Raw genomic sequence first — 25,024 nt, forward strand, 5'->3', positions numbered from 1 at the left:
AGGGGGTTGGCCGAGTGGACTCCAGCTATCAAGTCCATAGGTGATCGACGGCTCGCCACATTTCCCTGTGGGAGGGGGCTTGCTCCCGAAGAGGCCGTGTCAGTCGCCATATTTGCTGATTGGCACACCGCATTCGGGAGCAAGCCCCCTCCCACAGGGAATCGGAGTGGCTGCGGGGAATCCTGCGGGATCAGCTATAGTGCCGCGCGGGTTTGGTTATGGAGACACCTCTTTGCGTATTGTTCTTTTATTCACTGCGTGGCTGTTGAGCTGCGGGGCCATGGCGGCGCCGGGCGATGTGGCGACGCTGGATCGCAGCACCTGGCCGGAGCAACTGAGCAGCCCGACGCTGTTCGACGTCGCCTCGCGCGCGGAAATCCTCATGTTCGCCCGCGGCCTGCTCGGTACCGAGGCGCTGGACGAGGCCGCGCTGGCCCAGCGCCTGGGGCTGCGCACGGTCAATGTCGACGCGATCAGCCGCCTGCGGCAGCGGCTCTGGGAACGTCTGTTGGCCAACTACAACTTCGCCCAGCAGAGCTGCGATCAGGATGCCTCGTTCTGCTTCCTCGTCGAGGATCTGCAAACCCTGCGCGAGCAGGCCGCCAAGTTCGTGGTCAGCGATGACAGCTATTACACCAGGTGGGCCGAGCCGAGCCGGTTGTTTCATCTGCAGTACCTGGACGAGCTGATGCGCAAGGCGGCGCTGTCGCCGCAGACCAGCAGCGAATTCGATCGTTTTGGCGACTACGAGCGCAGCGGCGAAGAGATGCACGATCGGCTGTTTCTGCTGAGCTTCGACAGCGCCGCCAATCTACAGCCGGATAACACCGACTGGATCGCCGACTACCTGCGCAAATCCAACCTCAGCGGCACGTTCTTCCTGTTGGGCAAGGATGTGCAGGCGCGACTGGCCGATCGCTCGGTGAGCAACCTGCAATCGGAGTTCTCGAAACAGTGTGTGGGCGTGCAGGGTTGGGAGTTCCGTTCCCACAGCTATTGGCAGGACTGGCAGGACTCGGTGCGCCGCAGCGCCGATCTGGTGAAGAACAAGTTGCCGGAAAACTACGTGCCACTGTTCCGGCCGCCCGAGGGGCAGCGCCGCAGTGATGCCGGCAGCTTCTTGCGCAATCAGGGCCTGCAAGTGGCGCTGTGGGACATCGACGCCCAGGATGGCGCCGGCAAGCTCAAGGGCGCACAGAGCGCGCAGCGGGTGCTGACCCTGATGCTGTTGTGGCGTCACGGGGTGATCAATTTCAACATGAAACAGGATGCGGTGAAGACCGCGTTGCCGTGGCTGATCACGCAAACTGCGCAAAGCGGCATCGGCTTTGAGGACTGTCAGGACGGGTTTCGCTGACAAACGAAAAAAGCCCGGAAACATTGGGCTTGGGGCGATTTTTTTAGAGAATTCGATGCAGGCGGACTTCCGACTTTAGCGGGGTCTGGACGGTCCGCCAAGGGCTTTTCGTCACTCTGCAAAATAAACTTAAAAAAACCGTCAAAGTGCTTTTTTATGTCATGGGTTTTGGAGTATTACGAAGACAGACCGCCGAAACCTGCAACACAGGTGGCGTCTTCCAAGACTCCTTTTGTGTGCAGCTCATCCAGGCCTTCGTGGATGAATTCGGCAGTCACTTCGAGGCGCAGCACCGCCCAGGTATTGCGTCGAATGGCTCCCACAAAGGTGACCGAGTATGGATGATCACGGACGTAGCCCTTCTTCCAACCAGCCAATCCTTTATGTACTCGATACCAACGTATTGATTCACGATCCAAATGCCCTGCTGAATTTCGAAGAACACCACGTCGCGATCCCGATGACCGTGCTCGAAGAGCTGGACAAGCTCAAGAGCGGCCATCACAGCGTTGCTGCCGAATGCCGCCAGGCGATCCGGCTGATCGACAAGACCCTGGGCGATGCCTCCCCCGAGGACGTCGAACTGGGTGTGCCGATCCAGCGCGGCAAGGGCGGGCCGAAGGGCTTGCTGTCAATTCTGATGAGCAAACAGGCCGAGTCGAACCTGATTCTGCCCGAGCATCTGAACGACAACAAAATCATCAACCAGCTGATCGACCTGCACACCCGTGACCCGAAGAAGGCCGTGGTGCTGGTCACCAAAGACATCAACATGCGCCTCAAGGCGCGCGCCTGCGGGATCGCGGCCGAGGATTACAGCACCGACCAGTTGGTCGATGACGTGTCCCTGCTGCCCAACGGCTACCACAACATGACTGGCTCCTTCTGGGACCGCGTGAGCAAGGTCGAAACCCGGCAGGATCACGGCCGCACCTGGCATCAGGTGCAGTTGATCGATAACCTGCCGGCGGTGCACATCAACGAGTTCATCATTGACGAACAAGGCTTTGTCGGCTGGATCAAGGAAATTCAGGAAGACAAACTGCTGATCCTCGACCTGCATCAGGAACCGCTGCTGCACCAGGAAGCCTGGGGTCTCAAGCCACGGGACATCTATCAGAGCCTGGCGTTGTATGCGTTGCTGGATCCGGACATTCATCTGGTCAATCTGTCGGGTGCCGCCGGTTCCGGTAAAACCATTCTGGCGCTGGCTGCAGCGATCGAGCAGACCATGGTCAGCAAGCGTTATCGCCGGATCATTGCGACCCGCAGCGTGCAGGGCCTGGACCAGGAAATCGGCTTCCTGCCCGGCACCGAAGCGGAAAAAATGGAGCCTTGGCTGGGCGCCATCACCGACAACCTCGAAGCCTTGCACATGGATGACGAAAACACCCATGGCAGCGTCGATTACATCCTCAGCAAAGTGCCGTTGCAGTTCAAATCGCTCAACTACATTCGCGGTCGCAGCTTCCAGCAGAGCCTGATCCTGATCGACGAATGCCAGAACCTCACGCCGCACCAGATGAAAACCATCATCACCCGGGCCGGCGCCGGTTCCAAAGTGGTGTGCCTGGGCAACCTGGCACAGATCGACACCCCTTACCTGTCCGCGACCAGTTCCGGGCTGACCTACCTGACCGAACGCTTCAAGGATTTCCCCAACGGGGTGCACATCACCCTGCAAGGGGTGCCACGCTCGATTCTGGCCGAATACGCCGAATCGCATTTGTAACCCTTCCAACAAAACCGGGCGGCCTGACAGCCGCCCGTTTTTTATGGATGAACCCATAACCCAATGTGGGAGCGGGCTTGCTCGCGAATGCGGTGTGTCAGCCACCATCGATGTAGCCTGATGCACCGCCTTCGCGAGCAAGCCCGCTCCCACAGGGGACAGTGGTGAATTCATAATCAGTGATGCGGAAATTTGACCCGCAGGTTTACAATCCCCGCTCCTGATCAGGAGTAATCCCGTGCTGACTCATCTCGATTCCCAAGGTCGCGCCAACATGGTCGACGTCACCGAAAAAGCCGTGACGTTCCGTGAGGCGACGGCCCAAGCGCTGGTGCGCATGCTCCCCGAAACCCTGCAGATGATCGTTAGCGGCGGCCATCCTAAGGGCGACGTGTTTGCCGTGGCGCGCATTGCCGGCATTCAGGCGGCGAAGAAAACCAGTGATCTGATCCCGCTGTGTCATCCGCTGATGCTGACCGGGGTCAAGGTCGAACTCAGCGCTGAGGGCGACGACAGCGTGCGCATCGTCGCCCGCTGCAAACTGTCCGGGCAGACCGGCGTGGAAATGGAAGCGCTGACCGCCGCCAGCGTCGCCGCGCTGACCATCTACGACATGTGCAAGGCCGTGGATCGCGGCATGGTTATCGAAAGCGTGCGTCTGCTGGAGAAGGTCGGCGGCAAGAGCGGGCACTTTCAGGCGGAGCAGCCATGAAGCTGACGGTTAAATTCTTTGCTCGTTATCGTGAAGCGCTGGGCGTGGACTCGGTCGAGGTTGAAGGCGATTTCGCCACGGTCGACGCTGTGCGTGCGCTGCTCGCGCAACGCGATGGCGCCGAAGTGCTGAGCGAACAGAACCTGATGTGTGCGCGCAACGAAGACCTGTGCCAGCTCGACGAGCCGGTGAGCGATGGCGACGAAGTGGCGTTTTTCCCCACCGTGACCGGAGGCTGAGGCATGGCGATTCGGGTGCAGTCCACAGCGTTCGATCCCGGCGCTGAAGTCAACGCGATGCACGCGGCGAATGTCGGTGTCGGCGCGGTGGTGAGTTTTGTCGGTTACGTGCGCGACTTCAACGACGGGCTGGATGTGGCGGGGATGTTCCTCGAGCATTATCCGGGCATGACCGAAAAAGCCCTCGGCAAGATTGCCCTCGAAGCCGAGCAACGCTGGCCGCTACTGAAGCTGGAAGTGCTGCACCGCATCGGCGCGCTGGAGCCGGGCGAGCCGATCGTGTTTGTCGGCGCGGCCAGCGCCCATCGCCAGGCGGCGTTCGACGCCTGCGCTTTCGTCATGGATTACCTGAAAACCCGCGCGCCGTTCTGGAAGAAAGAAAACACCAGCGATGGTCCGCGTTGGGTTGAAGGGCGTGACAGTGATCATGCCGCTGCGGATCGCTGGAAGAAGTAAAACCCGCGTCGTCCTCAAGTCAGTCATCGCGAGCAGGCTCACTCCTACAGTTGGAATGCGTTCCCCTGTAGGAGTGAGCCTGCTCGCGATGGCGTCATTCGCCACACAAAAATATCCTGACTGCCTGCCCGATTGACGGTTTGTACGTAAAAGTCCAGTATGGATTTACAAGTACAAAATTCCCGCTCCAGCTCTTTTCTTCTGTCTTGCCAAACCAACAACAACCCGCGAGAGAACGAACATGAAGAAACTCCCCCTGATCACCGGTCTGGCCCTGAGCCTGTTGGCGTGCACCAGCTCGTTTGCCGCCGAGAAGACCCTGCGCATCGGCATCGAGGCTGCGTATCCACCGTTCGCCTCGAAAACCGACAAGGGCGAAATCGTCGGTTTCGACTACGACATCGGCAATGCCCTGTGCGCGCAGATGAAGGTCAAGTGCGTGTGGGTCGAGGGTGAGTTCGATGGTCTGATCCCTTCGCTGAAAGTGAAGAAAATCGACATGGCGCTGTCGTCGATGACCATCAACGAAGACCGCAAGAAGTCGGTGGATTTCACCCACAAGTACTATTTCACGTCGTCGCGACTGGTGATGAAGGAAGGCGCTACGGTCGATGATCAATACGCCAGCCTCAAGGGCAAGACCATCGGCGTGCAGCGCGCCACCACCACCGATCGTTATGCCACCGAGGTGTTCGAGCCCAAGGGCATCAACGTCAAGCGCTACGGCAATAACGAAGAAATCTACATGGACCTGGCGGCCGGGCGGCTCGATGCGATTTTCGCTGACACCATTCCGCTCAATGATTTCCTGTCGATGCCACGCGGCAAAGGCTATGCGTTTGTCGGGCCGGAGCTGAAGGATCCGAAGTACGTGGGCGAGGGCGCGGGGATTGCGGTGCGCAAGGGTAATACCGAGCTGGTCAGTGAGTTGAACACGGCCATCGACGGGATTCGGGCGAGTGGCGAGTATCAGAAGATTTCCGAGAAGTACTTCAAGTCCGACATCTACGGCGACTGATAGTCCGCTATCGCGAGCAGGCTCACTCCTACATTTGGAATGCGTTCCCCTGTAGGAGTGAGCCTGCTCGCGATGGCGTCAGAGAAATCACCGCAAACCTCTAGCCCTTCAATTCCTTCAAATGCTTGTACACCGTCGCCCGCCCCATGTTCAGCACATTGGCCACATAGTTCGAGGCGCTTTTGCCCTTGAACGCGCCTTCGGCGTGCAGCGCCAGCACCAGTTCGCGCTTGTGATCGCGGGTCAGCAGATTCAGGCTCAACTGGCGCTCGCGCAGCCAGGCGTGGAGGAAGGTGTTGATGCGTTCCTGCCAGTCATCGCGAAACAGTGAGTCCGGTTGCGGGATCAGTTTGCTCGGCGACAGGAAAAGATCCAGCGCAGCCTTGGCATTCTCGAACAGCGAAATATTCAGGTTGATGCACAGCACCGCCAGCGGCCGCTCTTCGCGGTCGCGCAGCACGGTGCTCAGGCTGCGGATCTTCTGGCCGTCCCAATTGAGCTTTTCGTACGGGCCGATGTTGCGCTCACTGACCTCCTCGCTGAGCATGTCTTCAAGCGATGAGTCGTCGCCGATCTCGCGCTTGGACAGGTTGTTGGCGATGTAGTCGACCTTCTGTGTGCGCAGGTCGTGCAGCACCACTTCGGCGTGGGGAAAGAACAGCGTGGCGATGGCGTCGGCGATGGCACGGAAGTTATCCAGGGCCGGATCGAATTCGGGGGCGGTCATGATTGTGGAGCTCCAGGCAGCGTCAGCGCCCCCGTGCACGGGGGCGCTGCGAGTGTGCCGCAATCCGTTGGGCGCGTCATCCGCAGGGGCCGTCAGCGCAGGCGTGAAGGGGAGAGCATGGCGCTCGTCAGGCCGAACTGTTGCAGCGGCTCGGGAAGCGGCTGACCACGCACCAATGCCGCGCTGGCCTGGCCCATGGCCGGTGAAGTCTGAATGCCGTAACCGCCTTGGGCCGCAACCCAGAACAGCCCCGGCACCTGCGGGTCGAAACCGCTGAGCAGATCACCGTCGGCGACGAAGCTGCGCAGTCCGGCCCAGGTGCGGGTCGGGCGGCGGATGGTCAGGGTCGTGGCCTCTTCGATCTGATAGATGCCCATGGCGATGTCCAGCTCTTCCGGTTGCACGTCATGCGGTTCGACCGGATCGGCGTTGGCCGGGGAGCCGAGGAACATCCCGGCGTCGGGCTTCATGTAGAACGATTCGTCGAGGCTGACCAGCATCGGCCAGTGATGAATGTCGACGCCCTCGGGCCCGGCAAAAATGAACGCCGCGCGGCGTTTCGGTTGCAGGCCCAGCGCCTGGGCGCCAGCCAGCTCGCCGATCTGGTCGGCCCAGGCGCCGGCGGCGTTGATGATGATCGGGGCGCTGAACGTCTGGCTTTTGGTTTGCACTTGCCATTGGCCGTCAGCGTCACGACTCAGGCCCAGCACTTCGCAATCGGTATGTACTTGGCCGTTGTTGCGGCGGATACCGCGCAGGTAGCCTTGATGCAAAGCGTCGGTGTCGATGTCGCTGGCGGTGGGGTCGTAGATCGCGCCGTGGACTTTTTCCCGACGCAGGATCGGCAGACGGGCGCAGGCTTCGTCGGCGCTGAGCAGCTGCATTTCTGGCACTGTGGCTTTGGCGCTGAGGTACTGGTTGTTCAGCTCGGCGGCGTCACCGCTGAAGTCCACGGTCATTTCGCCGCGCGGTGTCAGCAATGGGTGCTCGCAAAAGCCGCTCGGCGGCTGGTCGAAAAACTCACGGCTGGCCAGTGTCAGCGCGCGCACCTGCGGCGTACCGTAGGCGGCGGTGTACAGCGCGGCAGAACGCCCGGTGGAGTGATAGGCCGGGTGCGATTCACGTTCGAGCACGATCACTTTGGCGTGGGGCGACAGCCAGAAACCGGTGGAAGCACCGGCAATCCCGCCGCCGATGATGATGAAGTCTGCCTGGCTCATGAAAGGTCTCCAGTTGCTCGCGATATTGGAAAATACGCTGATCCCCTGTGGGAGCGGGCTTGCTCGCGAAGGCGGTGTGTCATTCGGCAAATACGTCGCCAGATACGGCCTCTTCGCGAGCAAGCCCGCTCCCACAATGGGATTTGTGGTGTTAGTGGGTTAAGAGATAAACCGCATTCGCCAGCGCGATGTCTTCCAGGCCCAGGCCAATAGAACGGAAAAATACGTGACGGTCGTAACCGGGGCGCGGCACTTTCTCGCTGAGCAGGTCGGCAAGGTCGCCGATGATCGAATCCTTGCTCCAGCCATGCTGCTCGGTCGCGATCAACATCTCACCGGCCGAGCCCGGCGTGGTCAGACGATAGTCACAGAACACCTGCATGTCGCCCAGGCTCTGCGGCGGCACCTCATGGGCGCGTGGCGCGTTGGTGCTGATCGAGGTGATCAGCGCCGGTTTGCTCAAGGTGGCCGGGTCGATGACCGGGCCGGCGGACGAGGTGCAGAGCATGATCACGTCCGCGTCTGTGAGGGCGACATCGCGGCTGTCGGCAATCTTCACCCCCGGGTAGATTTCCTTCAGCAGCGCCCGGGTTTCAGCGTCTTCAGACAGACTCGGCGAATACACGCTGATGCTCTGCCAGTCGCGCAGACCTTTCACGTAATGCAGATGCGCCTGAGCAACCTTGCCGCTGCCGATGATTGCCAGCCGCGAAGCATTCAGCGGGGCGAGGGCATCGACTGCAACGGCGGTGGTCGCGGCGGTGCGCGCGGTGGTCAGTTCACCGGCATCGCACAGCAACAACGGTTGGCCGGTTTTCATCGACATCAATAGTGTCCACGCCGTGACCAGCGGCCCTTGCTTGCGGACGATGTACGGCGAAGTCTTGACCCCGTACACGCCATCTTCGGCCAGCACCCCCAAATAGTTGATGAAGTCGCCGGCGCCCTGCGGGAACTCCACCAGTTGCTGCGACGGTTGCACAGCGTGGCCGGCGGCGAGGTCGCGAAACAGTTTGCGCAGGATCTGCGGCACGTCGATGCGTGCCAGCAGCTCGCGGGCTCGGGTGTGGTCGATCACGTAGGGTGTACTGGACATGTGAGGCTCCGCAGTCTGGATCTAAACTAATTTGTCCATTATGGACTTTTAGTTGTCTATCGCAAGCGCCTGTTGAAAACGCCGGGCAAAAAAAAGCGCAGTCCGTTGCCGGCTGCGCTTTTTGTTTTCGGGGCGTTTACTGCGGCTGTGGACGCTTGCGCTCCACCGCGCGCAACAAATGCGTCGGCGGTGTTTCACAGCTGATCTTGCGACCGAGTTTCTCTTCGATCGACGGCAACTGGTAGGAGTCGTCTTCGCCGGCGAAGCTGATCGATACGCCGTCAGCGCCTGCGCGACCGGTACGGCCGATGCGGTGCACGTAATCGTCCGGGACTTCCGGCAGGGTGAAGTTGATCACGTGACTGATGCCGTCGATGTGGATGCCGCGACCGGCGACATCGGTGGCCACCAGCACGCGGATCTTGCCTTCGCGGAAGCCTTCGAGGGTCTTGATGCGCTTGTGCTGCGGCACGTCGCCGGACAGTTGCGCGGCGTTGATGCCGTCGCGCACCAAGCGCTCTTCGATGCGGCGCACTTCGTCCTTGCGGTTGGCGAAGACGATCACGCGTTCCCAGCCGTTATCGTTGACCAGGTTGTAGAGCAGTTTGTATTTGTCGGCCGCGGCCACCGCATAGATGTGCTGCTCGACGTTTTCGTTGGCCACATTGGTGATTTCGATTTCGACGATCGCCGGATCGGTGGTCCATTGCTTGGCCAGGTTCATCACGTCTTCGGTGAAGGTCGCGGAGAACAGCAGAGTCTGACGCTCGGACTTCGGCGGAGTCTGGCGAATGATCTGCCGCACTTGCGGGATGAAGCCCATGTCGAGCATCCGGTCGGCTTCGTCCAGCACCATCACTTCGACCATGTCCAGGTGCACGTCGCCGCGCTGGTTGAAGTCGAGCAGACGGCCCGGAGTGGCGACGAGGATGTCGCAGTGGCGTGCTTCGAGGTGCTTGAGCTGCTTGTCGAAGTCCATGCCGCCGACAAACGTCATCACGTTGAGGCCGGTGTACTTGGTCAGGTCGGCAGCATCCTTGGCGATCTGCACCACCAGCTCACGGGTCGGCGCGATGATCAGCGCACGGGGTTCGCCCATGTAGCGTTCTTTCGGCGGCGGAGTCTGCAGCAGCTGAGTGATGATCGAGATCAGGAACGCGGCGGTCTTGCCGGTGCCGGTCTGCGCGCGACCGATGGCGTCTTTGCCGGCAAGGGTGAAACCCAGCACCTGCGCCTGGATCGGCGTGCAATACGGAAAGCCCAGGTCCTGGATGGCGTGCATCAGTTCCGGAGCGAGTTTGAAATCGTGAAAGCGGGTTTTGCCTTCCTGGGGTTCGACAACGAAATCTTCGAGTTTCCAGGGAATGACCGGTGCCTTGGGCTTCGGTTCGCGGCGCGGCCGGGGCGGTTTCGGCGCTTCGGCGCGGACCGGTTCGGCGGCGATAGCGGCTTGCGGCTCGGGCTGGGGTGTCGCTACCGGAGCCGGACGTTCAGCCTTGGGCGCATCGCTGCGAGGGCCGGGGGCGTGCGACGGCGCACTGGGGACTGGCGCGAGCTGCTCAGCCTCGCTTTTACCGAACATTTTCTTGAGTGCTTTGAGCACGGTCATCTCATCAATTGGTTAAGGAATGTACGCCGGCCAGTGTAATGCAAGAAACGGGCGCGGCGTAGTGGGATGATCAAAGGGGCGTTCGCGCTGAAACGATCAACGCAGGCGTTCGCCCAGCCAGACGCCGATATCACGAATTTCTTCGGGTAACACTTCGTGCTCCATTGGGTATTCCTGCCATGTCACGGTGACACCATGGTGCTTCAGGTACTCATAAGCGCTGCGGCCCATGGAGTTTTGCACCACGTTATCGAACTGCCCGTGCAGGCACATCACCGGAATCCGCTGCTGACTGGCGGACAATTGCAAATCATCACTGAACGTCGGCGCATACGTCGACAACGCCAACACGCCACCCAACGGTCCCTGCCATTTCAAAAATGCAGTGTGCAAGACCACCGCGCCACCCTGGGAAAAACCGGCGAGGAAAATCCGCGAGGCGTCTATTCCGCTGGCGCGCTCGTTTTCGATCAATTCGATGATGCGATCGGCGGACGCTTCCAGCTCATCACGATCAATCGCGCGGGCCGGGCTCATAGCTTTAATGTCGTACCAGCTCGGCATGGCATATCCGCCATTTATCGTCACTGGGCGAGTCGGCGCCTGCGGCAGCACGAAGCGCGTACTCAGCAGGCTTTCCTGCAGCGCTTCAGCCACCGGGAGGAAGTCGTAGCGGTCGGCGCCGAGGCCGTGCAGCCAGATCACGCAGGCGTCTGCGGGCTTAACAGGCTGAAGAATCAAGGGCTCGGTCATGTCTGCTCCAAATATGTGCGGGCGCTCTCATTGAGTGCGTGATTCGAGTGCGCGTCCGGTGGATCCGTTAAGAAGATGTCGCAAGGTTACAAGTTTTGCTATTGACCTGTCGCCGAATCGATTCGGCAAGCGGTGTGGTACGGGCTTTGCTATGGAAGGTTCTGTACGAAGCTTCCTACGCGTGGCGGTAACACTATCAGTGTACGACCCGCGACGGGATTGCAAAGAATCCGGTTATGGATGTTCGCCAATGGCCACTACGGGCTTAGCGAACGTGAAAGGGCTACAGCCCGTTCGGCCGATTGGTGAGAAGTGAGTTGTCCATGATGTGGATTTTCTCCTACTAGACTCATAGCGAAGGTCTTACGTCGGTTGACCCCAAAAAAAGCCAACACGGGTCAACAACGCCTCAAAAGGGTGCGGCAGGACTCAAGCTCCGACACAACAAGAGCAAAACTGGAGGTTTGAATGAAGATGTTGAAATCCACTCTGGCGATCGTGACTGCAGCAACAGTTCTCGGCGTCAGCGGGTTCGCTCAGGCGGGTGCAACCCTGGATGCCGTGCAGAAGAAAGGTTTCGTGCAGTGTGGCGTGAGCGACGGTCTGCCGGGCTTCTCGGTACCGGACGCAACCGGCAAGATCCTCGGGATCGACGCTGACGTCTGCCGCGCTGTGGCCGCTGCCGTGTTCGGCGACGCGACCAAGGTCAAATTCAGTCAGCTGAACGCCAAGGAGCGCTTCACCGCGCTGCAATCGGGCGAGATCGACATCCTGTCGCGCAACACCACCATGACCAGCTCCCGTGACGCGGGCATGGGCCTGAAATTCCCGGGCTTCATTACCTACTACGACGGCATCGGCTTCCTGGTGAACAACAAGCTGGGCGTGAAAAGTGCCAAAGAGCTGGACGGTGCAACCATCTGCATCCAGGCCGGTACCACCACCGAGCTGAACGTTTCCGACTACTTCCGCGGCAACGGTCTGAAATACACCCCGATCACTTTCGACACCTCCGATGAAAGCGCCAAGTCGCTGGAATCCGGTCGTTGCGACGTGCTGACCTCCGACAAGTCCCAGCTGTTTGCCCAGCGCTCCAAGCTGGCATCGCCGAAGGACTACGTGGTTCTGCCGGAAACCATTTCCAAAGAACCGCTGGGCCCGGTCGTGCGTAATGGCGACGACGAATGGCTGGCCATCGTGCGCTGGGTTGGCTACGCGCTGCTCAACGCTGAAGAAGCCGGTATCACTTCGAAGAACGTCGAAGCCGAAGCCAAGTCGACCAAGAACCCGGACGTCGCCCGTATGCTCGGTGCTGACGGCGAGTACGGCAAAGACCTGAAACTGCCGAAAGACTGGGTTGTGCAGATCGTCAAACAAGTCGGCAACTACGGCGAAATCTTCGAGAAAAACCTCGGCAAGAGCACCCCGCTGGAAATCGACCGCGGCTTGAACGCCCTGTGGAACAACGGCGGCATTCAGTACGCACCACCAGTGCGCTAATGGTTCTATCGCCCGGCGGGCCAACCGCCGGGTGATGTTCTTGTTCCATTTTTTCCGGGGCACTTCATGCAAAATTCAATCGGCGCACCAAAGCAGAGGCTCAGCCTCAGCGATCCGCGAGTGCGTGCGTGGCTGTTTCAGATCATCACCGTCGTGGCGGTGGTCGCCATGGGCTGGTATCTGTTCGACAACACCCAGACCAACCTGCAGCACCGGGGCATCACCTCCGGTTTCGACTTTCTGGAGCGCAGTGCCGGGTTCGGCATCGCTCAACACCTGATCTCTTACACCGAAGCGGACAGCTACGCCCGGGTGTTCGTGATCGGCCTGCTCAATACCCTGTTGGTGACCTTCATCGGTGTGATCCTGGCGACTCTGCTGGGCTTCATCATCGGTGTGGCGCGGCTGTCGCCGAACTGGATCATCAGCAAACTGGCGACCGTGTATGTGGAAGTGTTCCGCAACATTCCGCCGCTGCTGCAGATCCTGTTCTGGTACTTCGCGGTGTTCCTGACCATGCCGGGACCGCGCAACAGCCATAACTTCGGCGACACCTTCTTCGTCAGCAGCCGTGGCCTGAACATGCCGGCCGCGCTGGCGGCTGATGGTTTCTGGGCTTTCGTGATCAGCGTCGTGGTGGCGATCGTCGGCATCGTGCTGATGACCCGCTGGGCCAACAAGCGCTTTGAAGAAACCGGCGTACCGTTCCACAAGTTCTGGACCGGTCTGGCGATTCTGCTGGTGATCCCGACCTTGTGCGCACTGATCTTCGGCGCTCCGCTGCACTGGGAACTGCCCGAGCTCAAAGGTTTCAACTTCGTCGGCGGCTGGGTGTTGATCCCGGAACTGCTGGCGCTGACCCTCGCCCTGACCGTGTACACCGCAGCGTTTATCGCCGAGATCGTGCGCTCCGGGATCAAGTCGGTCAGCCACGGCCAGACCGAAGCGGCGCGTTCGCTCGGCCTGCGCAACGGTCCGACCCTGCGCAAGGTGATCATTCCGCAAGCCCTGCGGGTGATCATTCCGCCGCTGACCAGCCAATACCTGAACCTGGCGAAGAACTCGTCGCTGGCCGCCGGTATCGGTTACCCGGAAATGGTTTCGCTGTTCGCCGGCACCGTGCTCAACCAGACCGGTCAGGCGATCGAAGTCATTGCCATCACCATGAGCGTGTACCTGGCGATCAGTATCAGCATTTCCCTGCTGATGAACTGGTACAACAAGCGCATTGCGCTGATCGAGCGGTGAGGAAACGCGCATGACAACCCATACTTTCAAACCCGACATGCCACCGCCGGCCAAGGTCTTCGGCCCGATGGCGTGGATACGCGCGAACATGTTCTCCAGCTGGCTCAACACCCTGTTGACCCTGTTTGCGTTCTACCTGATCTACCTCGTGGTACCACCGATCCTCAGCTGGGCGATTCTCGATGCCAACTGGGTCGGCACCACCCGCGCCGATTGCACCAAGGACGGCGCCTGCTGGGTGTTCATTCAGCAGCGTTTCGGCCAGTTCATGTACGGCTACTACCCGACCGGCCTGCGCTGGCGCGTCGACCTGACCGTGTGGCTGGCGGTGATTGGCGTAGCGCCACTGTTCATCTCGCGCTTCCCGCGTAAAGCGGTGTACGGCCTGAGCTTCCTGGTGATCTACCCGATCGTCGCCTGGTGCCTGCTGCATGGCGGCGTGTTCGGTCTCGACGCCGTGGCGACCAGCCAGTGGGGCGGCCTGATGCTGACCCTGGTCATCGCCACCGTGGGTATCGCCGGCGCCTTGCCGCTGGGGATCATTCTGGCGCTGGGCCGTCGCTCGAACATGCCGGCGATTCGTGTGGTCTGCGTGACCTTCATCGAGTTCTGGCGCGGCGTGCCGTTGATCACCGTGCTGTTCATGTCCTCGGTGATGTTGCCGCTGTTCCTCCCCGAAGGCATGAACTTCGACAAACTGCTGCGGGCGCTGATCGGGGTGATCCTGTTCCAGTCGGCCTACGTCGCCGAAGTGGTGCGCGGCGGCCTGCAAGCGATCCCCAAAGGTCAGTACGAAGCGGCTGCGGCGATGGGCCTCGGCTACTGGCGCGCCATGGGTCTGGTGATTCTGCCGCAAGCCCTGAAGCTGGTGATTCCGGGCATCGTCAACACCTTCATTGCGCTGTTCAAGGACACTAGCCTGGTGATCATCATCGGTCTGTTTGACCTGCTCAACAGCGTCAAGCAAGCCGCTGCCGACCCGAAATGGCTGGGCATGGCCACTGAAGGCTACGTGTTCGCCGCCCTGGTGTTCTGGATTTTCTGTTTTGGTATGTCGCGCTATTCCATGCATCTGGAACGCAAGCTCGACACTGGCCACAAGCGTTAGGAGTTCTCTGTAAATGAGCGAAGCAATCAAAAAGCCTGTCGGCCCTGAAGGCATTATCCAGATGCAGGGCGTGAACAAGTGGTACGGCCAGTTCCACGTGCTCAAAGACATCAACCTCAACGTCAAGCAGGGCGAGCGTATCGTCCTGTGTGGCCCGTCGGGTTCCGGCAAATCGACCACCATCCGCTGCCTCAACCGTCTGGAAGAACACCAGCAGGGCCGCATCGTTGTCGACGGCGTGGAACTGACCAACGACCTCAAGCAGATCGAAGCGATCCGCCGCGAAGTCGGCATGGTGTTCCAGCACTTCAACCTGTTCCCGCACCTGACCATCCTGCAGAACTGCACACTGGCGCCGATGTGGGTGCGCAAGATGCCCAAGCGCAAGGCCGAGGAAATCGCCATGCATTATCTGGAGCGCGTACGCATTCCGGAGCAGGCGCATAAATTCCCGGGGCAACTGTCCGGCGGTCAGCAACAGCGTGTGGCGATCGCTCGTGCGCTGTGCATGAAACCGAAAATCATGCTGTTCGATGAACCGACTTCAGCGCTCGACCCGGAGATGGTGAAGGAAGTACTCGACACCATGATCGGTCTGGCTGAAGACGGCATGACCATGCTTTGCGTGACCCACGAAATGGGCTTTGCCCGTACCGTGGCCAATCGCGTGATCTTCATGGACAAGGGCGAAATCGTCGAACAGGCGGCGCCGAACGACTTCTTCGACAACCCGCAGAATGACCGCACCAAGTTGTTCTTGAGTCAGATCCTGCATTGATTGCCTGAGAAGCTCGCCTGACAAAAAGCCCTGCCGGTATGCCGACAGGGCTTTTTTCATGGGGGCGAATCAGCCCGCATTTGTTTTGCGTTCAAGTGCCAGGTGCACGGCACGCAGCGCGTTGAGTCGGCCGTGCCCGTAGTAGTGACTGTGGCCGTTTTCGTCGTACTGGCCGCGCGGCCCGTCATCGGGGTGGCCGATCTTGTCGCAGCAATCGGCAAGTATCTGGCGTACCGCAGAGCGATCAAGCTCGGGATTGACGCCGAGCACCAGCGCAGCGATGCCCGCGGCACCGGGGCAGGCGCTGGAGGTACCGCTGAAGGCGTCGGTGTAGGCCGGCAATGTGGCGGCGGCAAACTTTGCGCTCAAATCAGTGGTGCGGATTCCCCGGGTCTGCGGGAGCGAGGTTGCAGGCTTGAACTTCGGGTCGGGGTGTTGCTGATCTCCGCTGGGAAAGCAGCACCAGAGTGACTTGCCATAATCACTGTAGGCACTGCGCCGGTTCTGATCGTTGCAGGCACCTACCGCAATGACATGGGGGTGGCTGGAATAGCCATCGTTATCGGCGCACTCGTTACCGTTTCCCGCGCCAAAAAAGATCACACAGCCCTTGCCATTGCGGCCCTTGGTGGCGGCGTATTCGATTGCCAGCCGTGTGCTGGCGGCCAGGGGAAACACTTGCGTGTGACGCGGGTCCGCCGGGTCGGCCCAATGCCCTTCAGCCGGCCCCCAGCTGCAGGAAATGACGTCGGCTCCCTGATCGGCAGCCCAGAAAAAGGCGTCGGCCTCCGCGCGGGCTCCCAAGGGTTTGGTGAGTTTCAACGGCATCAGGCTGGCTTTGGGGGCGACACCGCTGGCGCCGTCCTCACCATTGGCGCAAGCCACCCCGGCAGCGGCTGTACCGTGGCGTTCCAGGGCGTTCAGTGGGCGCGGGCCGCCTTTGGCGTTACGTCGGTCAAAGTTCTTTGCACCGACAACTTTGCCTTCTCCGGAAAATTCGGGATGGTCAATATCAAACGCGTCATCGATGACTGCGATGACGATGCCTTCGCCCTGCGCGAGCTCATGTGCGGCTTCGACGTTGGCGCTGGCATCGATTTCAACCTGATAGGTCACGGTGGTTTTCTTCAGGTGCCACTGATTGGCATGGATCGCTCGACGTTGACCCTGGCGCAGCAGCTCCGGGTGGCAGTACTCGATCTCGTCGCGTTCCAGCCATTTACTCGTGAGATTGCAGATCTCGATGCCACGGGTGGCGGGGTGATGCACAAAAAAGGCATTTTTTGCATACGGCACTTGTTGCTTGATCATCAGGCCCAGCTCTTCAAGCATGACCATGCACTCAGTGGCTTTCAGTGAGTCGATGAACTTCAAAAAGATATTTTCGGTATAGAGCACCGGCTCCTGAGTGATGGGATCCACCAGCACGCTGCCCGCGAAGCGCACGTCGGGCAATTCGCGTAACAGCGCCTTGCGTTGCGAGGCGTCCGAGTGCCCAGGCAGTTTGAAAATCTGCACATCAGCGTCCTCGACATGCAGCAACAGCTCGCAGCCTTCCAGCGCTGCGTGAGCAGAATCGCAGCAAAGCGTTTGGGCCAACTGCGTTCCCGCGTGGCTGCGGACTGCGAGCAATTGGCGATTTTTCTGCAGGACAAAAGGGCGGTCGTGCTGCTTGCCGAAATTGACTTCTACCATGAGCGGTGCAACTTCCTTTGGATAATGACGGGGCAAAACGCCCCTGGTTCAATTTCCAAAGTCTGCAGTCCAGCGTCGGCAAGTGATGTCGGCAGCGTTCCTGCAGACTGTGGGAAATCACTTCGCCTGTCAGCGGTTTTTACAACTCGACAAGTAGGATTGATGTCCCGTTTGTTCCTTCCTGCGTGGGGTTGTGTGGGACACCGCCGCTGACTAAGATGTCAGGAAATTCATCCTATGATTGGATGAAAGGGCGAATTCCATGACAGACATCTCACCTTTGATCAAGCGATCCCTGGTCGATCAGGCCTTGGATCAGTTGCGTCAGCGCATTACCGATGGTGTGTGGCAGGTCGGCGAACGGCTGCCAACCGAGCCTGAGTTGTGCGCCGAACTGGGCATCAGCCGCAACACCGTGCGCGAAGCCATGCGCGTGCTGGCGTTTTCCGGGTTGATCGAAATCCGGCAGGGCGACGGCAGTTATCTGCGCGCGGTGGTCGATCCGATGGACACGCTCAAGGCGTTGTCCCGCTGCTCGCTGGAGCAGGCGCGTGAGACCCGGCACATCCTCGAAGTCGAAGCGATTGGGCTGGCCGCGTTGCGTCGCACCGATGAGGATCTGCTAGCCCTGCGCGAAGCACTCGGCACCAGTGGCAGCCACTACCACGGCGATCTCGACACTTACATTGCTTGCGATCTGGTCTTCCACCGCCGTCTGGTGGACGCCGCGCACAACCCGACCCTCAGCGAGTTGTATCGCTATTTTTCCAGCATCGTCGGCGCGCAATTGCGCCAGACGCTGAACATCGTCCCGCGCCGTCAGGAAGTATTCGACCTGCACATCGAGTTGCTCGATGCGGTCGAACAACGCGACCCGGAACGGGCCAAAGCCATATCGAGGCAGTTGATCAATGAACCTTGAAAGCGAGAAAAATCTCTCAACCCACAAGCGCACGGCAGAACTCGAAGAACTGCTGATCGACGCCGAGGCTGACGATGAACAAGTACAGCAAAGCCATCCGCTGGTACGCCGGCCGTGGCTGTTGCTGCTGGGGCTGATTCTGGTCGCACTGAACCTGCGCCCTGCGCTGTCGAGCATGGCACCGCTGCTCAGCGAAGTGTCGAAAAGCCTTGGTCTGTCTGCGGCTCAGGCCGGTCTGCTGACCACGTTGCCGGTGTTGTGCCTGGGCTTGTTCGCGCCGCTGGCGCCGATTCTGGCGCGGCGTTTCGGCGCCGAGCGGGTGGTGCTGGGGATTCTGCTGACCCTGGCCGCCGGCATAATTGTGCGCAGCAACTTCGGTGAGATCGGGCTGTTTGCAGGTAGCGTGCTTGGTGGCGCGAGCATCGGCATTATCGGCGTGCTGCTGCCGGGCATCGTCAAACGCGACTTCGCCAGACACGCCGGGACCATGACCGGCGTCTACACCATGGCCCTGTGCCTGGGCGCCGCGATGGCGGCGGGTTCGACCGTGCCGTTGAGCGAGCACTTCGACCACAGCTGGGCACTGGGCCTGGGCTTCTGGGTGATCCCGGCGCTGGTGGCGGCGTTGTTCTGGCTGCCGCAAGTCGGGCAGAAACACGGCGCGCACAACGTCGCCTATCGGGTAAAAGGTCTGCTGCGCGATCCGCTGGCCTGGCAAGTGACTTTGTACATGGGCCTGCAATCGTCGCTGGCGTACATCGTGTTCGGCTGGTTGCCGTCGATCCTGATCGGCCGCGGGCTGACCCCGACCCAGGCCGGTCTGGTGCTGTCCGGTTCGGTGATCATCCAGCTCGCCAGCTCCCTCGCGGCGCCGTGGCTGGCGACCCGGGGCAAGGATCAGCGCCTGGCGATCGTGGTGGTGATGGCGCTGACCCTCGGTGGCCTGTTCGGTTGCCTGTATGCGCCAATCGAAGGACTGTGGGGCTGGGCGATTCTGTTGGGGCTGGGGCAGGGCGGTACGTTCAGCCTGGCGTTGACCTTGATCGTGCTGCGCTCGCGGGATTCGCATGTGGCGGCTAACCTGTCGAGCATGTCCCAGGGCTTCGGTTACACCCTGGCGTCGATGGGGCCGTTCGCGGTCGGCGTGGTGCATGACTGGACCGGCGGCTGGAATGCCGTGGGCTGGATCTTCGGCATCATCGGCACCGGCGCGATCATTGCCGGGCTGGGTGCGGGTCGAGCGCTGTACGTGCAAGTGCAAAGCGAAAAAATCTAAAGGCACTGATTTTCAAATGTGGGAGCGGGCTTGCTCGCGAAAGCGGTGGGTCAGTCAATATTGATGGCGACTGATTCACCGCTTTCGCGAGCAAGCTCGCTCCCACAGTTTTTGCGGTGCTTTAAATCTTGCGCGGTATTCGCTTTGCGAATGCCGATAGTGTTTCTTCGATTTGCAGCTTATCGTGCTGGCATTCTGTCCATTTCCAGGAGTTTGCCCATGAGCGAAGCTCACGCCGCGTTGATCACCCGCTTCTACCAGGCGTTCCAGCGCCTCGACGCCGAGGCCATGGCCGCCTGCTACACCGACGATGTGGTGTTCAGCGATCCGGCCTTCGGTGAACTGCGCGGGCGCGATGCCGGCGACATGTGGCGCATGCTCACCACCCGCGCCAAGGACTTCTCCCTGACCTTCGACAATGTCCGAGCCGACGAGCGCAGCGGCGGCGCGCACTGGGTGGCGACTTACCTGTTCAGCCAGACCGGCAATGTGGTGATCAACGATATCCAGGCGCGTTTCGTCTTTCGTGACGGCAAGATCTGCGAGCACCACGACCACTTCGACCTGTGGCGATGGTCGCGTCAGGCACTGGGCTTCAAGGGGCTGCTGCTGGGCTGGACGCCTCTGGTGCGCAACGCCGTCCGCGCGCAGGCGCTGAAAGGTCTGAAGGCATTTCAGGCTACTCGCTGATAAGATCGCGGCCTGTTTCCTACACATCCAGATCCCGAAGTGACCAGCCTCAGCGAAAAACCGGTTGAAGTCGTCGCGCCAGTGAGCAAGTCCTGGTTCGTCTACCTCGTGCGCGCGGCCAATGGCTCGCTGTACTGCGGGATCAGCGACGACCCGGTGCGCCGTTTCGCCAAGCATCAAAGCGGCAAGGGCGCGCGGTTCTTTCTGTCCAGCCCGGCGATGGCACTGGTCTACACCGAGCGTTGTCGCGACAAGAGTGATGCGTTGCGCCAGGAACGCTTGATCAAGAAGCTGCGCAAGAGCGCCAAGGAATGCCTGGTCGCGTCTTATCAATCTGACTGATCGGTTCCCATCAGGCAGATCTGTAGGCTGCTAATCAAATGCACGCTAAGCTGCGGACTCACTTTCTGTGCGGCGGAGCCGAGCATGTCCGAGTTGATTCTGCATCATTACCCGACCTCTCCATTTGCCGAAAAGGCTCGTCTGCTGTTGGGCTTCAAAGGCTTATCCTGGCGCTCGGTGCACATTTCGCCGGTGATGCCCAAGCCGGATCTGACCGCGTTGACCGGTGGCTATCGCAAGACCCCGGTGTTGCAGATCGGCGCCGACATCTATTGCGACACATCGTTGATCGCCCGTCGTCTGGAGCAGGAAAAAGCCCTGCCAGCGTTTTTCCCGGAAGGCCAGGAAATGACCAGCGCCAGCTTCGCCGCGTGGGCCGATTCGGTGGTGTTCCAGCACGCGGTCAGCCTGGTGTTCCAGCCGGAATCGGTGGCGGTGCGTTTCGGCAAGTTGCCGCCGGAAGCGATCAAGGCGTTTATCGCTGACCGTGCCGGCTTGTTCAGTGGCGGCAGCGCCACGCGGCTGTCGGCCGAACAGGCCAAGCACCAATGGCCAACGATCATGGCGCGGCTGGAGCAGCAGTTGCAGCGCGAGCAGGGTGACTTCCTGTTCGGCGAACCGTCGATTGCCGACTTTGCCCTGGCGCATCCGCTGTGGTTCCTCAAGGCGACGCACGTCACTGCGCCGTTGGTCGATGAATATCCGGCCGTGACTGCCTGGCTGGGCCGTGTGCTGGGCTTTGGTCATGGTGCCGCGAGTGAGATGACTGCCGAGGAGGCGCTGCAAGTGGCGCGCAGTTCGACGCCGGCGGCGTTGCCGGATGAGCAGTTTGTCGATCCGAACGGTTTCAAGGCCGGGCAGCAGGTGGCGATTGCCGCGACAGATTACGGGGTTGATCCGGTGGTGGGTGAGTTGCTGTTTGCTGGCCGCGAAGAGCTGATCTTGCGCCGCGAAGACCCGCGTGGCGGCGTGGTGCATGTGCACTTCCCGCGCTTTGGTTTCCGCATCGAAGCTCGCTGATCTCGCAAGTCAGATACAAAACCTGTGGGAGCGGGCTTGCTCGCGAATGCGGTGAATCAGTCGCGATCATTATTGACTGGCACACCGCGTTCGCGAGCAAGCCCGCTCCCACAGTTGTTATTTCAGGGCGGCGAGGATCTCGTCCGGGTCGAACCCGCGAATCAACGTGCCATTCACGTCGATCAGCGGAATCCCGCGCCCACCCAGTGCCTCATACGCCTTGCGCGCCTCGGCATCCTTCTCGATATCGAATTCCTTGAAAGGAATCCCCTTGCTGTCGAGAAAGCGCTTGGTCTGCTTGCAGTAGCCGCACCAGTCGGTGGCATACAGCACGACACGGGCCTGCGCCCGCGTCTGCTCCGAGACCATCTGCGACGGGTTGAACACCCGCTCGATCTTGCCCCAGTTCTGATAGATCACGACTACCAGCAGAACCAGCGCAACCTTCTTCAGCACATTGCCCAGCATCAGTTACGGCGCTTGAGCTGATCGGTGAGCGAGGTCGGCAGGCCCTTGATGATCAAGGTGCCGGCCTCCTCGTCGTACTCGATCTTCGAGCCCAGCAGATGCGCTTCAAAGCTGATCGACAGGCCTTCGGCGCGGCCGGTGAAGCGGCGGAACTGGTTAAGGGTGCGTTTGTCTGCGGGAATCTCCGGCGACAGGCCATAGTCCTTGTTGCGGATGTGATCGTAGAAGGCTTTCGGCCGTTCTTCGTCGATCAGCTCCGACAGCTCTTCCAGGCCCATCGGCTCGCCGAGCTTGGCCTGACTGCTGGCGTAATCGACCAGGGTCTTGGTTTTCTCGCGGGCGGAGTCTTCCGGCAGGTCTTCGCTTTCGACGAAGTCGCTGAAGGCCTTGAGCAGCGTGCGCGTCTCGCCCGGGCCATCGACGCCTTCCTGGCAGCCGATGAAGTCGCGGAAGTATTCCGAAACCTTCTTGCCGTTCTTGCCCTTGATGAACGAGATGTACTGCTTGGACTGCTTGTTGTTCTGCCACTCGGAGACGTTGATCCGCGCCGCCAGGTGCAATTGGCCGAGGTCGAGGTGACGCGACGGCGTCACGTCCAGCTCATCGGTCACCGCCACGCCTTCGCTGTGGTGCAGCAGGGCGATCGCCAGGTAGTCGGTCATGCCCTGCTGATAGTGAGCGAACAGCACGTGGCCGCCGACCGACAGGTTCGACTCTTCCATCAACTTCTGCAGATGCTCGACCGCAACCCTGCTGAACGCGGCGAAATCTTTGCCACCGTCCATGTATTCCTTCAGCCAGCCGCTGAACGGGAACGCACCGGATTCCGGATGGAACAGGCCCCAGGCTTTGCCCTGTTTGGCGTTGTAGCTCTCGTTGAGGTCGGCGAGCATGTTCTCGATGGCCGCGGACTCAGCCAGTTCGGAGTCACGGGCGTGCAGAACTGCGGGCGTGCCGTCGGGTTTTTTGTCGATCAGGTGGACGATGCAATGACGGATCGGCATGGGCTTCTCGGCTGGTGGAAGGGAGGAGGGCAGGCTCCCCCGAAAAAGCGCCCAGTGTACCGCAACCACTGGTTTTGGCGCGGGGTGAAGGGCAAATCCAGGGCGGGTGGGTGCCCTTATGCAGTTTTTTACCGATTTAGAGCAATAAAGCTGACCAAATGGGTAGCTAGAGGCGGATATTTCCCCGTCTCTGTGCTAGTTTTGCCCGGTCTTACGCGAAGTCACTGCGTTAAGCGTGCAATCAGCATTTGTCAGGTCGAACCAAACCCTGATTTCGGCATCTATAACCCGACTCGTCGTGGTTATCGCCGAGGGTGCCAGATCCAGAAGATCGGGCTCGATGGCTGACACTGCACTCTGCAATCCATATGAATTTGATAGGGAAGGAACACTACATGGCTCTTACTAAAGACCAACTGATCGCCGACATCGCTGAAGCTATCGACGCGCCGAAAACCACCGCGCGTAACGCTCTGGACCAACTGGGCCAAATCGTTGCTGATCAGCTGGAAAATGGCGGCGAAATCACCTTGCCAGGTATCGGCAAGCTGAAAGTGACCGAGCGTCCTGCCCGCACTGGCCGTAACCCTTCGACTGGCGCTGCCATCGAAATCCCTGCCAAGAAAGTGATCAAGCTGGTTGTGGCCAAAGGCCTGACCGACGCTGTGAACAAGTAAGACGCAGCGATAAAAAAACCGTGCACCGGAGCGATCCGGGCACGGTTTTTTTGTGTCTGCGATTTGGCGATGCACCTCGAACCTTTGTAGGAGTGAGCCTGCTCGCGATAGCGGTGTGTCAGTCACCTTGATGTCGGCTGATACACCGCTTTCGCGAGCAAGCCCGCTCCCACAAGTAGCTCAGTGTCAGCGAACCCAGCGCTCGCGACGCCAGATCTGCTGCTCGGACTTGGTCTGGAAGGTCCACGCCACAAAGCGGCTCTGTTTCTGCCCTTGCGACATTTCCACCACCTGGCTTTCCAGCACGCCGGCCTTTTTCAGGGCGGTTTCGATGGCGGGCAGGTTCGAGGCTTTCGACACCAGGGTGCTGAACCACAACACCTTGTGCTGGAAGTTCGCGCTTTCGGCGATCAGTTGGGTCACGAAACGCGCTTCACCGCCTTCACACCACAGCTCGGCGGACTGGCCACCGAAGTTCAACACCGGCAGTTTGCGTTTCGGATCGGCCTTGCCCAGTGCGCGCCATTTGCGCTCGCTGCCCTTGGTCGCCTCTTCCATCGAGGCGTGGAACGGCGGGTTGCACATGGTCAGGTCAAAGCGCTCGCCCGGTTCCAGCAGGCCGATCAGGATGTGCTTGCGGTTTTCCTGCTGGCGCAGCTGGATCACCTTGTTCAGCCCGTTGGACTGGACGATGGCTCGGGCGGCAGCCACGGCGGTCGGGTCGATTTCCGAACCGAGGAAGTGCCAGCGGTATTCGCTGTTGCCGATCAGCGGATAAACGCAGTTGGCGCCCATGCCGATGTCCAGCACGTTGACGATCGCGCCGCGCGGCACCTTGCCGTCGTTCATGCTGGCCAGCAGGTCAGCGAGGAAGTGCACGTAATCGGCGCGGCCCGGAACCGGTGGGCAGAGATAATCCGCCGGGATGTCCCAATGCTCGATGCCATAGAACGCCTTGAGCAGCGCCCGGTTGAACACCCGCACCGCGTCGGGGCTGGCGAAGTCGATGCTTTCCTTGCCGTACGGGTTGGTGATCACGAATTTCGCCAGTTCCGGCGTGGTCTTGATCAGCGCCGGGAAGTCGTAGCGACCCTGGTGGCGATTGCGCGGGTGCAGGCTGGCCTTTTCACGCGGCTCGACGGCTTTGGCCGGGGTCGCGGCATCAGGCTTCTTGCGCGCAGGTTTGGGTGTGCGGGGGGCGTTCATGGGTGTGATCGATTCGGGTATGGCTGAAAGTGGCGGGTATTGTCCCACATCTCAAGGCAACACCGTTCAAACTGTGGGAGCGGGCTTGCTCGCGAAGGCGGTTACACATCCGGCAGATGTGTCGACTGACACCCCGCATTCGCGAGCAAGCCCGCTCCCACAGGGGATTTG

General features: G+C 60.4%; 26 protein-coding genes. 16 read left to right on the top strand and 10 right to left on the bottom strand.

Features of this window, described 5'->3' with window-relative positions:
- The first annotated feature begins 280 nt into the window (after window positions 1-280).
- On the top strand, window positions 281-1,357 hold the full coding sequence (locus ACS4NR_RS26745; RefSeq protein ID WP_456020412.1) for a polysaccharide deacetylase family protein: 1,077 nt from the start codon (window positions 281-283) through the stop codon (window positions 1,355-1,357).
- Between the two features lie 176 nt (window positions 1,358-1,533).
- On the opposite strand, the gene ACS4NR_RS26750 is transcribed toward ACS4NR_RS26745, so the two are convergent.
- Entirely contained in the window at window positions 1,534-1,680 is a 147-nt protein-coding gene (locus ACS4NR_RS26750) for a hypothetical protein (RefSeq protein ID WP_456018751.1), read from the bottom strand.
- A gap of 14 nt (window positions 1,681-1,694) precedes the next feature.
- Here ACS4NR_RS26750 and ACS4NR_RS26755 point away from each other — a divergent pair, with 14 nt between their 5' ends.
- From ACS4NR_RS26755 to ACS4NR_RS26775, 5 genes are all read left to right on the top strand, one after another.
- Complete coding sequence (locus tag ACS4NR_RS26755) at window positions 1,695-3,089, top strand: PhoH family protein (RefSeq protein WP_095139594.1); 1,395 nt, start codon at window positions 1,695-1,697, stop codon at window positions 3,087-3,089.
- A 238-nt stretch (window positions 3,090-3,327) separates the two neighbouring features.
- Complete coding sequence (gene moaC, locus ACS4NR_RS26760; RefSeq protein ID WP_095138249.1) at window positions 3,328-3,801, top strand: cyclic pyranopterin monophosphate synthase MoaC; 474 nt, start codon at window positions 3,328-3,330, stop codon at window positions 3,799-3,801.
- On the top strand, window positions 3,798-4,040 hold the full coding sequence (moaD, locus tag ACS4NR_RS26765) for a molybdopterin converting factor subunit 1 (RefSeq protein WP_166496244.1): 243 nt from the start codon (window positions 3,798-3,800) through the stop codon (window positions 4,038-4,040). Before moaC ends, moaD begins: the two co-directional genes overlap by 4 nt.
- A 3-nt stretch (window positions 4,041-4,043) precedes the next feature.
- The gene (gene moaE / locus ACS4NR_RS26770; RefSeq protein WP_054049707.1) at window positions 4,044-4,496 is read left to right on the top strand and encodes a molybdopterin synthase catalytic subunit MoaE; all 453 of its coding nucleotides are present in this window, start codon (window positions 4,044-4,046) and stop codon (window positions 4,494-4,496) included.
- 241 nt (window positions 4,497-4,737) lie between these two features.
- Window positions 4,738-5,514 (top strand): ABC transporter substrate-binding protein, encoded by a 777-nt coding sequence (locus ACS4NR_RS26775; RefSeq protein ID WP_204894939.1) that lies wholly within the window; start codon window positions 4,738-4,740, stop codon window positions 5,512-5,514.
- Window positions 5,515-5,614: 100 nt separating this feature from the next.
- On the opposite strand, the gene ACS4NR_RS26780 is transcribed toward ACS4NR_RS26775, so the two are convergent.
- The 5 genes from ACS4NR_RS26780 to ACS4NR_RS26800 form a co-directional block, all read right to left on the bottom strand.
- Window positions 5,615-6,241, bottom strand: coding sequence for a helix-turn-helix transcriptional regulator (locus ACS4NR_RS26780; protein WP_095138253.1), 627 nt, complete (start codon window positions 6,239-6,241; stop codon window positions 5,615-5,617).
- Between the two features lie 92 nt (window positions 6,242-6,333).
- Window positions 6,334-7,461, bottom strand: coding sequence for an NAD(P)/FAD-dependent oxidoreductase (locus ACS4NR_RS26785; RefSeq protein WP_456018752.1), 1,128 nt, complete (start codon window positions 7,459-7,461; stop codon window positions 6,334-6,336).
- A gap of 151 nt (window positions 7,462-7,612) precedes the next feature.
- Window positions 7,613-8,557 (bottom strand): ornithine cyclodeaminase family protein, encoded by a 945-nt coding sequence (locus ACS4NR_RS26790; protein WP_456018753.1) that lies wholly within the window; start codon window positions 8,555-8,557, stop codon window positions 7,613-7,615.
- A gap of 136 nt (window positions 8,558-8,693) precedes the next feature.
- Entirely contained in the window at window positions 8,694-10,166 is a 1,473-nt protein-coding gene (gene rhlB, locus ACS4NR_RS26795; protein WP_095138256.1) for an ATP-dependent RNA helicase RhlB, read from the bottom strand.
- A 96-nt stretch (window positions 10,167-10,262) separates the two neighbouring features.
- The gene (locus ACS4NR_RS26800; RefSeq protein WP_095138257.1) at window positions 10,263-10,919 is read right to left on the bottom strand and encodes an alpha/beta hydrolase; all 657 of its coding nucleotides are present in this window, start codon (window positions 10,917-10,919) and stop codon (window positions 10,263-10,265) included.
- A 468-nt stretch (window positions 10,920-11,387) separates the two neighbouring features.
- Here ACS4NR_RS26800 and ACS4NR_RS26805 point away from each other — a divergent pair, with 468 nt between their 5' ends.
- The 4 genes from ACS4NR_RS26805 (at window position 11,388) to ACS4NR_RS26820 (ending at window position 15,553) form a co-directional block, all read left to right on the top strand.
- Window positions 11,388-12,419, top strand: coding sequence for an amino acid ABC transporter substrate-binding protein (locus tag ACS4NR_RS26805; protein ID WP_095050968.1), 1,032 nt, complete (start codon window positions 11,388-11,390; stop codon window positions 12,417-12,419).
- A 66-nt stretch (window positions 12,420-12,485) separates the two neighbouring features.
- Window positions 12,486-13,667 (top strand): amino acid ABC transporter permease, encoded by a 1,182-nt coding sequence (locus ACS4NR_RS26810; protein ID WP_456018754.1) that lies wholly within the window; start codon window positions 12,486-12,488, stop codon window positions 13,665-13,667.
- Window positions 13,668-13,677: 10 nt separating this feature from the next.
- On the top strand, window positions 13,678-14,775 hold the full coding sequence (locus ACS4NR_RS26815) for an amino acid ABC transporter permease (protein WP_007965184.1): 1,098 nt from the start codon (window positions 13,678-13,680) through the stop codon (window positions 14,773-14,775).
- Between the two features lie 13 nt (window positions 14,776-14,788).
- Entirely contained in the window at window positions 14,789-15,553 is a 765-nt protein-coding gene (locus ACS4NR_RS26820) for an amino acid ABC transporter ATP-binding protein (RefSeq protein WP_003221897.1), read from the top strand.
- Between the two features lie 69 nt (window positions 15,554-15,622).
- On the opposite strand, the gene ACS4NR_RS26825 is transcribed toward ACS4NR_RS26820, so the two are convergent.
- Entirely contained in the window at window positions 15,623-17,284 is a 1,662-nt protein-coding gene (locus ACS4NR_RS26825) for a S8 family peptidase (RefSeq protein ID WP_456018755.1), read from the bottom strand.
- A gap of 226 nt (window positions 17,285-17,510) precedes the next feature.
- Here ACS4NR_RS26825 and ACS4NR_RS26830 point away from each other — a divergent pair, with 226 nt between their 5' ends.
- The 5 genes from ACS4NR_RS26830 to ACS4NR_RS26850 all read left to right on the top strand — a co-directional run bounded on the left by ACS4NR_RS26830 (window position 17,511) and on the right by ACS4NR_RS26850 (window position 21,498).
- Window positions 17,511-18,170: a FadR/GntR family transcriptional regulator gene (locus ACS4NR_RS26830; protein ID WP_097086330.1), complete on the top strand. Its 660-nt coding sequence runs from the start codon at window positions 17,511-17,513 to the stop codon at window positions 18,168-18,170.
- The gene (locus ACS4NR_RS26835) at window positions 18,160-19,446 is read left to right on the top strand and encodes a CynX/NimT family MFS transporter (RefSeq protein WP_115986584.1); all 1,287 of its coding nucleotides are present in this window, start codon (window positions 18,160-18,162) and stop codon (window positions 19,444-19,446) included. The genes ACS4NR_RS26830 and ACS4NR_RS26835 overlap by 11 nt, the downstream gene beginning before the upstream one ends.
- Window positions 19,447-19,665: 219 nt before the next feature.
- Window positions 19,666-20,136, top strand: a complete 471-nt coding sequence (locus ACS4NR_RS26840; RefSeq protein WP_027610944.1) for a nuclear transport factor 2 family protein — start codon at window positions 19,666-19,668, stop codon at window positions 20,134-20,136.
- A 39-nt stretch (window positions 20,137-20,175) separates the two neighbouring features.
- The gene (locus ACS4NR_RS26845; protein ID WP_166497866.1) at window positions 20,176-20,478 is read left to right on the top strand and encodes a GIY-YIG nuclease family protein; all 303 of its coding nucleotides are present in this window, start codon (window positions 20,176-20,178) and stop codon (window positions 20,476-20,478) included.
- A gap of 84 nt (window positions 20,479-20,562) precedes the next feature.
- A complete protein-coding gene (locus ACS4NR_RS26850) occupies window positions 20,563-21,498 on the top strand; it encodes a glutathione S-transferase family protein (RefSeq protein ID WP_456018756.1) in 936 nt (311 codons plus the stop codon).
- A gap of 117 nt (window positions 21,499-21,615) precedes the next feature.
- On the opposite strand, the gene ACS4NR_RS26855 is transcribed toward ACS4NR_RS26850, so the two are convergent.
- A complete protein-coding gene (locus tag ACS4NR_RS26855) occupies window positions 21,616-21,966 on the bottom strand; it encodes a glutaredoxin family protein (protein ID WP_083366937.1) in 351 nt (116 codons plus the stop codon).
- Window positions 21,966-22,970: a nucleoid-associated protein YejK gene (yejK, locus tag ACS4NR_RS26860; protein ID WP_095138266.1), complete on the bottom strand. Its 1,005-nt coding sequence runs from the start codon at window positions 22,968-22,970 to the stop codon at window positions 21,966-21,968. The genes ACS4NR_RS26855 and yejK overlap by 1 nt, the downstream gene beginning before the upstream one ends.
- Before the next feature lie 395 nt (window positions 22,971-23,365).
- On the opposite strand from yejK, the gene ACS4NR_RS26865 reads away from it, so the two are divergent.
- Window positions 23,366-23,647, top strand: coding sequence for an HU family DNA-binding protein (locus ACS4NR_RS26865; RefSeq protein WP_003221909.1), 282 nt, complete (start codon window positions 23,366-23,368; stop codon window positions 23,645-23,647).
- 186 nt (window positions 23,648-23,833) lie between these two features.
- On the opposite strand, the gene rlmF is transcribed toward ACS4NR_RS26865, so the two are convergent.
- Window positions 23,834-24,853, bottom strand: a complete 1,020-nt coding sequence (gene rlmF / locus ACS4NR_RS26870) for a 23S rRNA (adenine(1618)-N(6))-methyltransferase RlmF (RefSeq protein WP_041064757.1) — start codon at window positions 24,851-24,853, stop codon at window positions 23,834-23,836.
- Between the last annotated feature and the right edge of the window lie 171 nt (window positions 24,854-25,024).

The organism is Pseudomonas sp. JQ36 (genome assembly GCF_053851495.1).

Coding starts and splice junctions, on each gene's coding strand:
- ACS4NR_RS26745 (WP_456020412.1), top strand. CDS start 281: ATGGCGGCGCCGGGCGATGTGGCGACGCTGGATCGCAGCACCTGGCCG.
- ACS4NR_RS26755 (WP_095139594.1), top strand. CDS start 1,695: ATGGATGATCACGGACGTAGCCCTTCTTCCAACCAGCCAATCCTTTAT.
- moaD (WP_166496244.1), top strand. CDS start 3,798: ATGAAGCTGACGGTTAAATTCTTTGCTCGTTATCGTGAAGCGCTGGGC.
- moaE (WP_054049707.1), top strand. CDS start 4,044: ATGGCGATTCGGGTGCAGTCCACAGCGTTCGATCCCGGCGCTGAAGTC.
- ACS4NR_RS26775 (WP_204894939.1), top strand. CDS start 4,738: ATGAAGAAACTCCCCCTGATCACCGGTCTGGCCCTGAGCCTGTTGGCG.
- ACS4NR_RS26780 (WP_095138253.1), bottom strand. CDS start 6,241: ATGACCGCCCCCGAATTCGATCCGGCCCTGGATAACTTCCGTGCCATC.
- ACS4NR_RS26785 (WP_456018752.1), bottom strand. CDS start 7,461: ATGAGCCAGGCAGACTTCATCATCATCGGCGGCGGGATTGCCGGTGCT.
- ACS4NR_RS26790 (WP_456018753.1), bottom strand. CDS start 8,557: ATGTCCAGTACACCCTACGTGATCGACCACACCCGAGCCCGCGAGCTG.
- rhlB (WP_095138256.1), bottom strand. CDS start 10,166: ATGACCGTGCTCAAAGCACTCAAGAAAATGTTCGGTAAAAGCGAGGCT.
- ACS4NR_RS26800 (WP_095138257.1), bottom strand. CDS start 10,919: ATGACCGAGCCCTTGATTCTTCAGCCTGTTAAGCCCGCAGACGCCTGC.
- ACS4NR_RS26805 (WP_095050968.1), top strand. CDS start 11,388: ATGAAGATGTTGAAATCCACTCTGGCGATCGTGACTGCAGCAACAGTT.
- ACS4NR_RS26810 (WP_456018754.1), top strand. CDS start 12,486: ATGCAAAATTCAATCGGCGCACCAAAGCAGAGGCTCAGCCTCAGCGAT.
- ACS4NR_RS26815 (WP_007965184.1), top strand. CDS start 13,678: ATGACAACCCATACTTTCAAACCCGACATGCCACCGCCGGCCAAGGTC.
- ACS4NR_RS26820 (WP_003221897.1), top strand. CDS start 14,789: ATGAGCGAAGCAATCAAAAAGCCTGTCGGCCCTGAAGGCATTATCCAG.
- ACS4NR_RS26830 (WP_097086330.1), top strand. CDS start 17,511: ATGACAGACATCTCACCTTTGATCAAGCGATCCCTGGTCGATCAGGCC.
- ACS4NR_RS26835 (WP_115986584.1), top strand. CDS start 18,160: ATGAACCTTGAAAGCGAGAAAAATCTCTCAACCCACAAGCGCACGGCA.
- ACS4NR_RS26840 (WP_027610944.1), top strand. CDS start 19,666: ATGAGCGAAGCTCACGCCGCGTTGATCACCCGCTTCTACCAGGCGTTC.
- ACS4NR_RS26850 (WP_456018756.1), top strand. CDS start 20,563: ATGTCCGAGTTGATTCTGCATCATTACCCGACCTCTCCATTTGCCGAA.
- ACS4NR_RS26855 (WP_083366937.1), bottom strand. CDS start 21,966: ATGCTGGGCAATGTGCTGAAGAAGGTTGCGCTGGTTCTGCTGGTAGTC.
- yejK (WP_095138266.1), bottom strand. CDS start 22,970: ATGCCGATCCGTCATTGCATCGTCCACCTGATCGACAAAAAACCCGAC.
- ACS4NR_RS26865 (WP_003221909.1), top strand. CDS start 23,366: ATGGCTCTTACTAAAGACCAACTGATCGCCGACATCGCTGAAGCTATC.
- rlmF (WP_041064757.1), bottom strand. CDS start 24,853: ATGAACGCCCCCCGCACACCCAAACCTGCGCGCAAGAAGCCTGATGCC.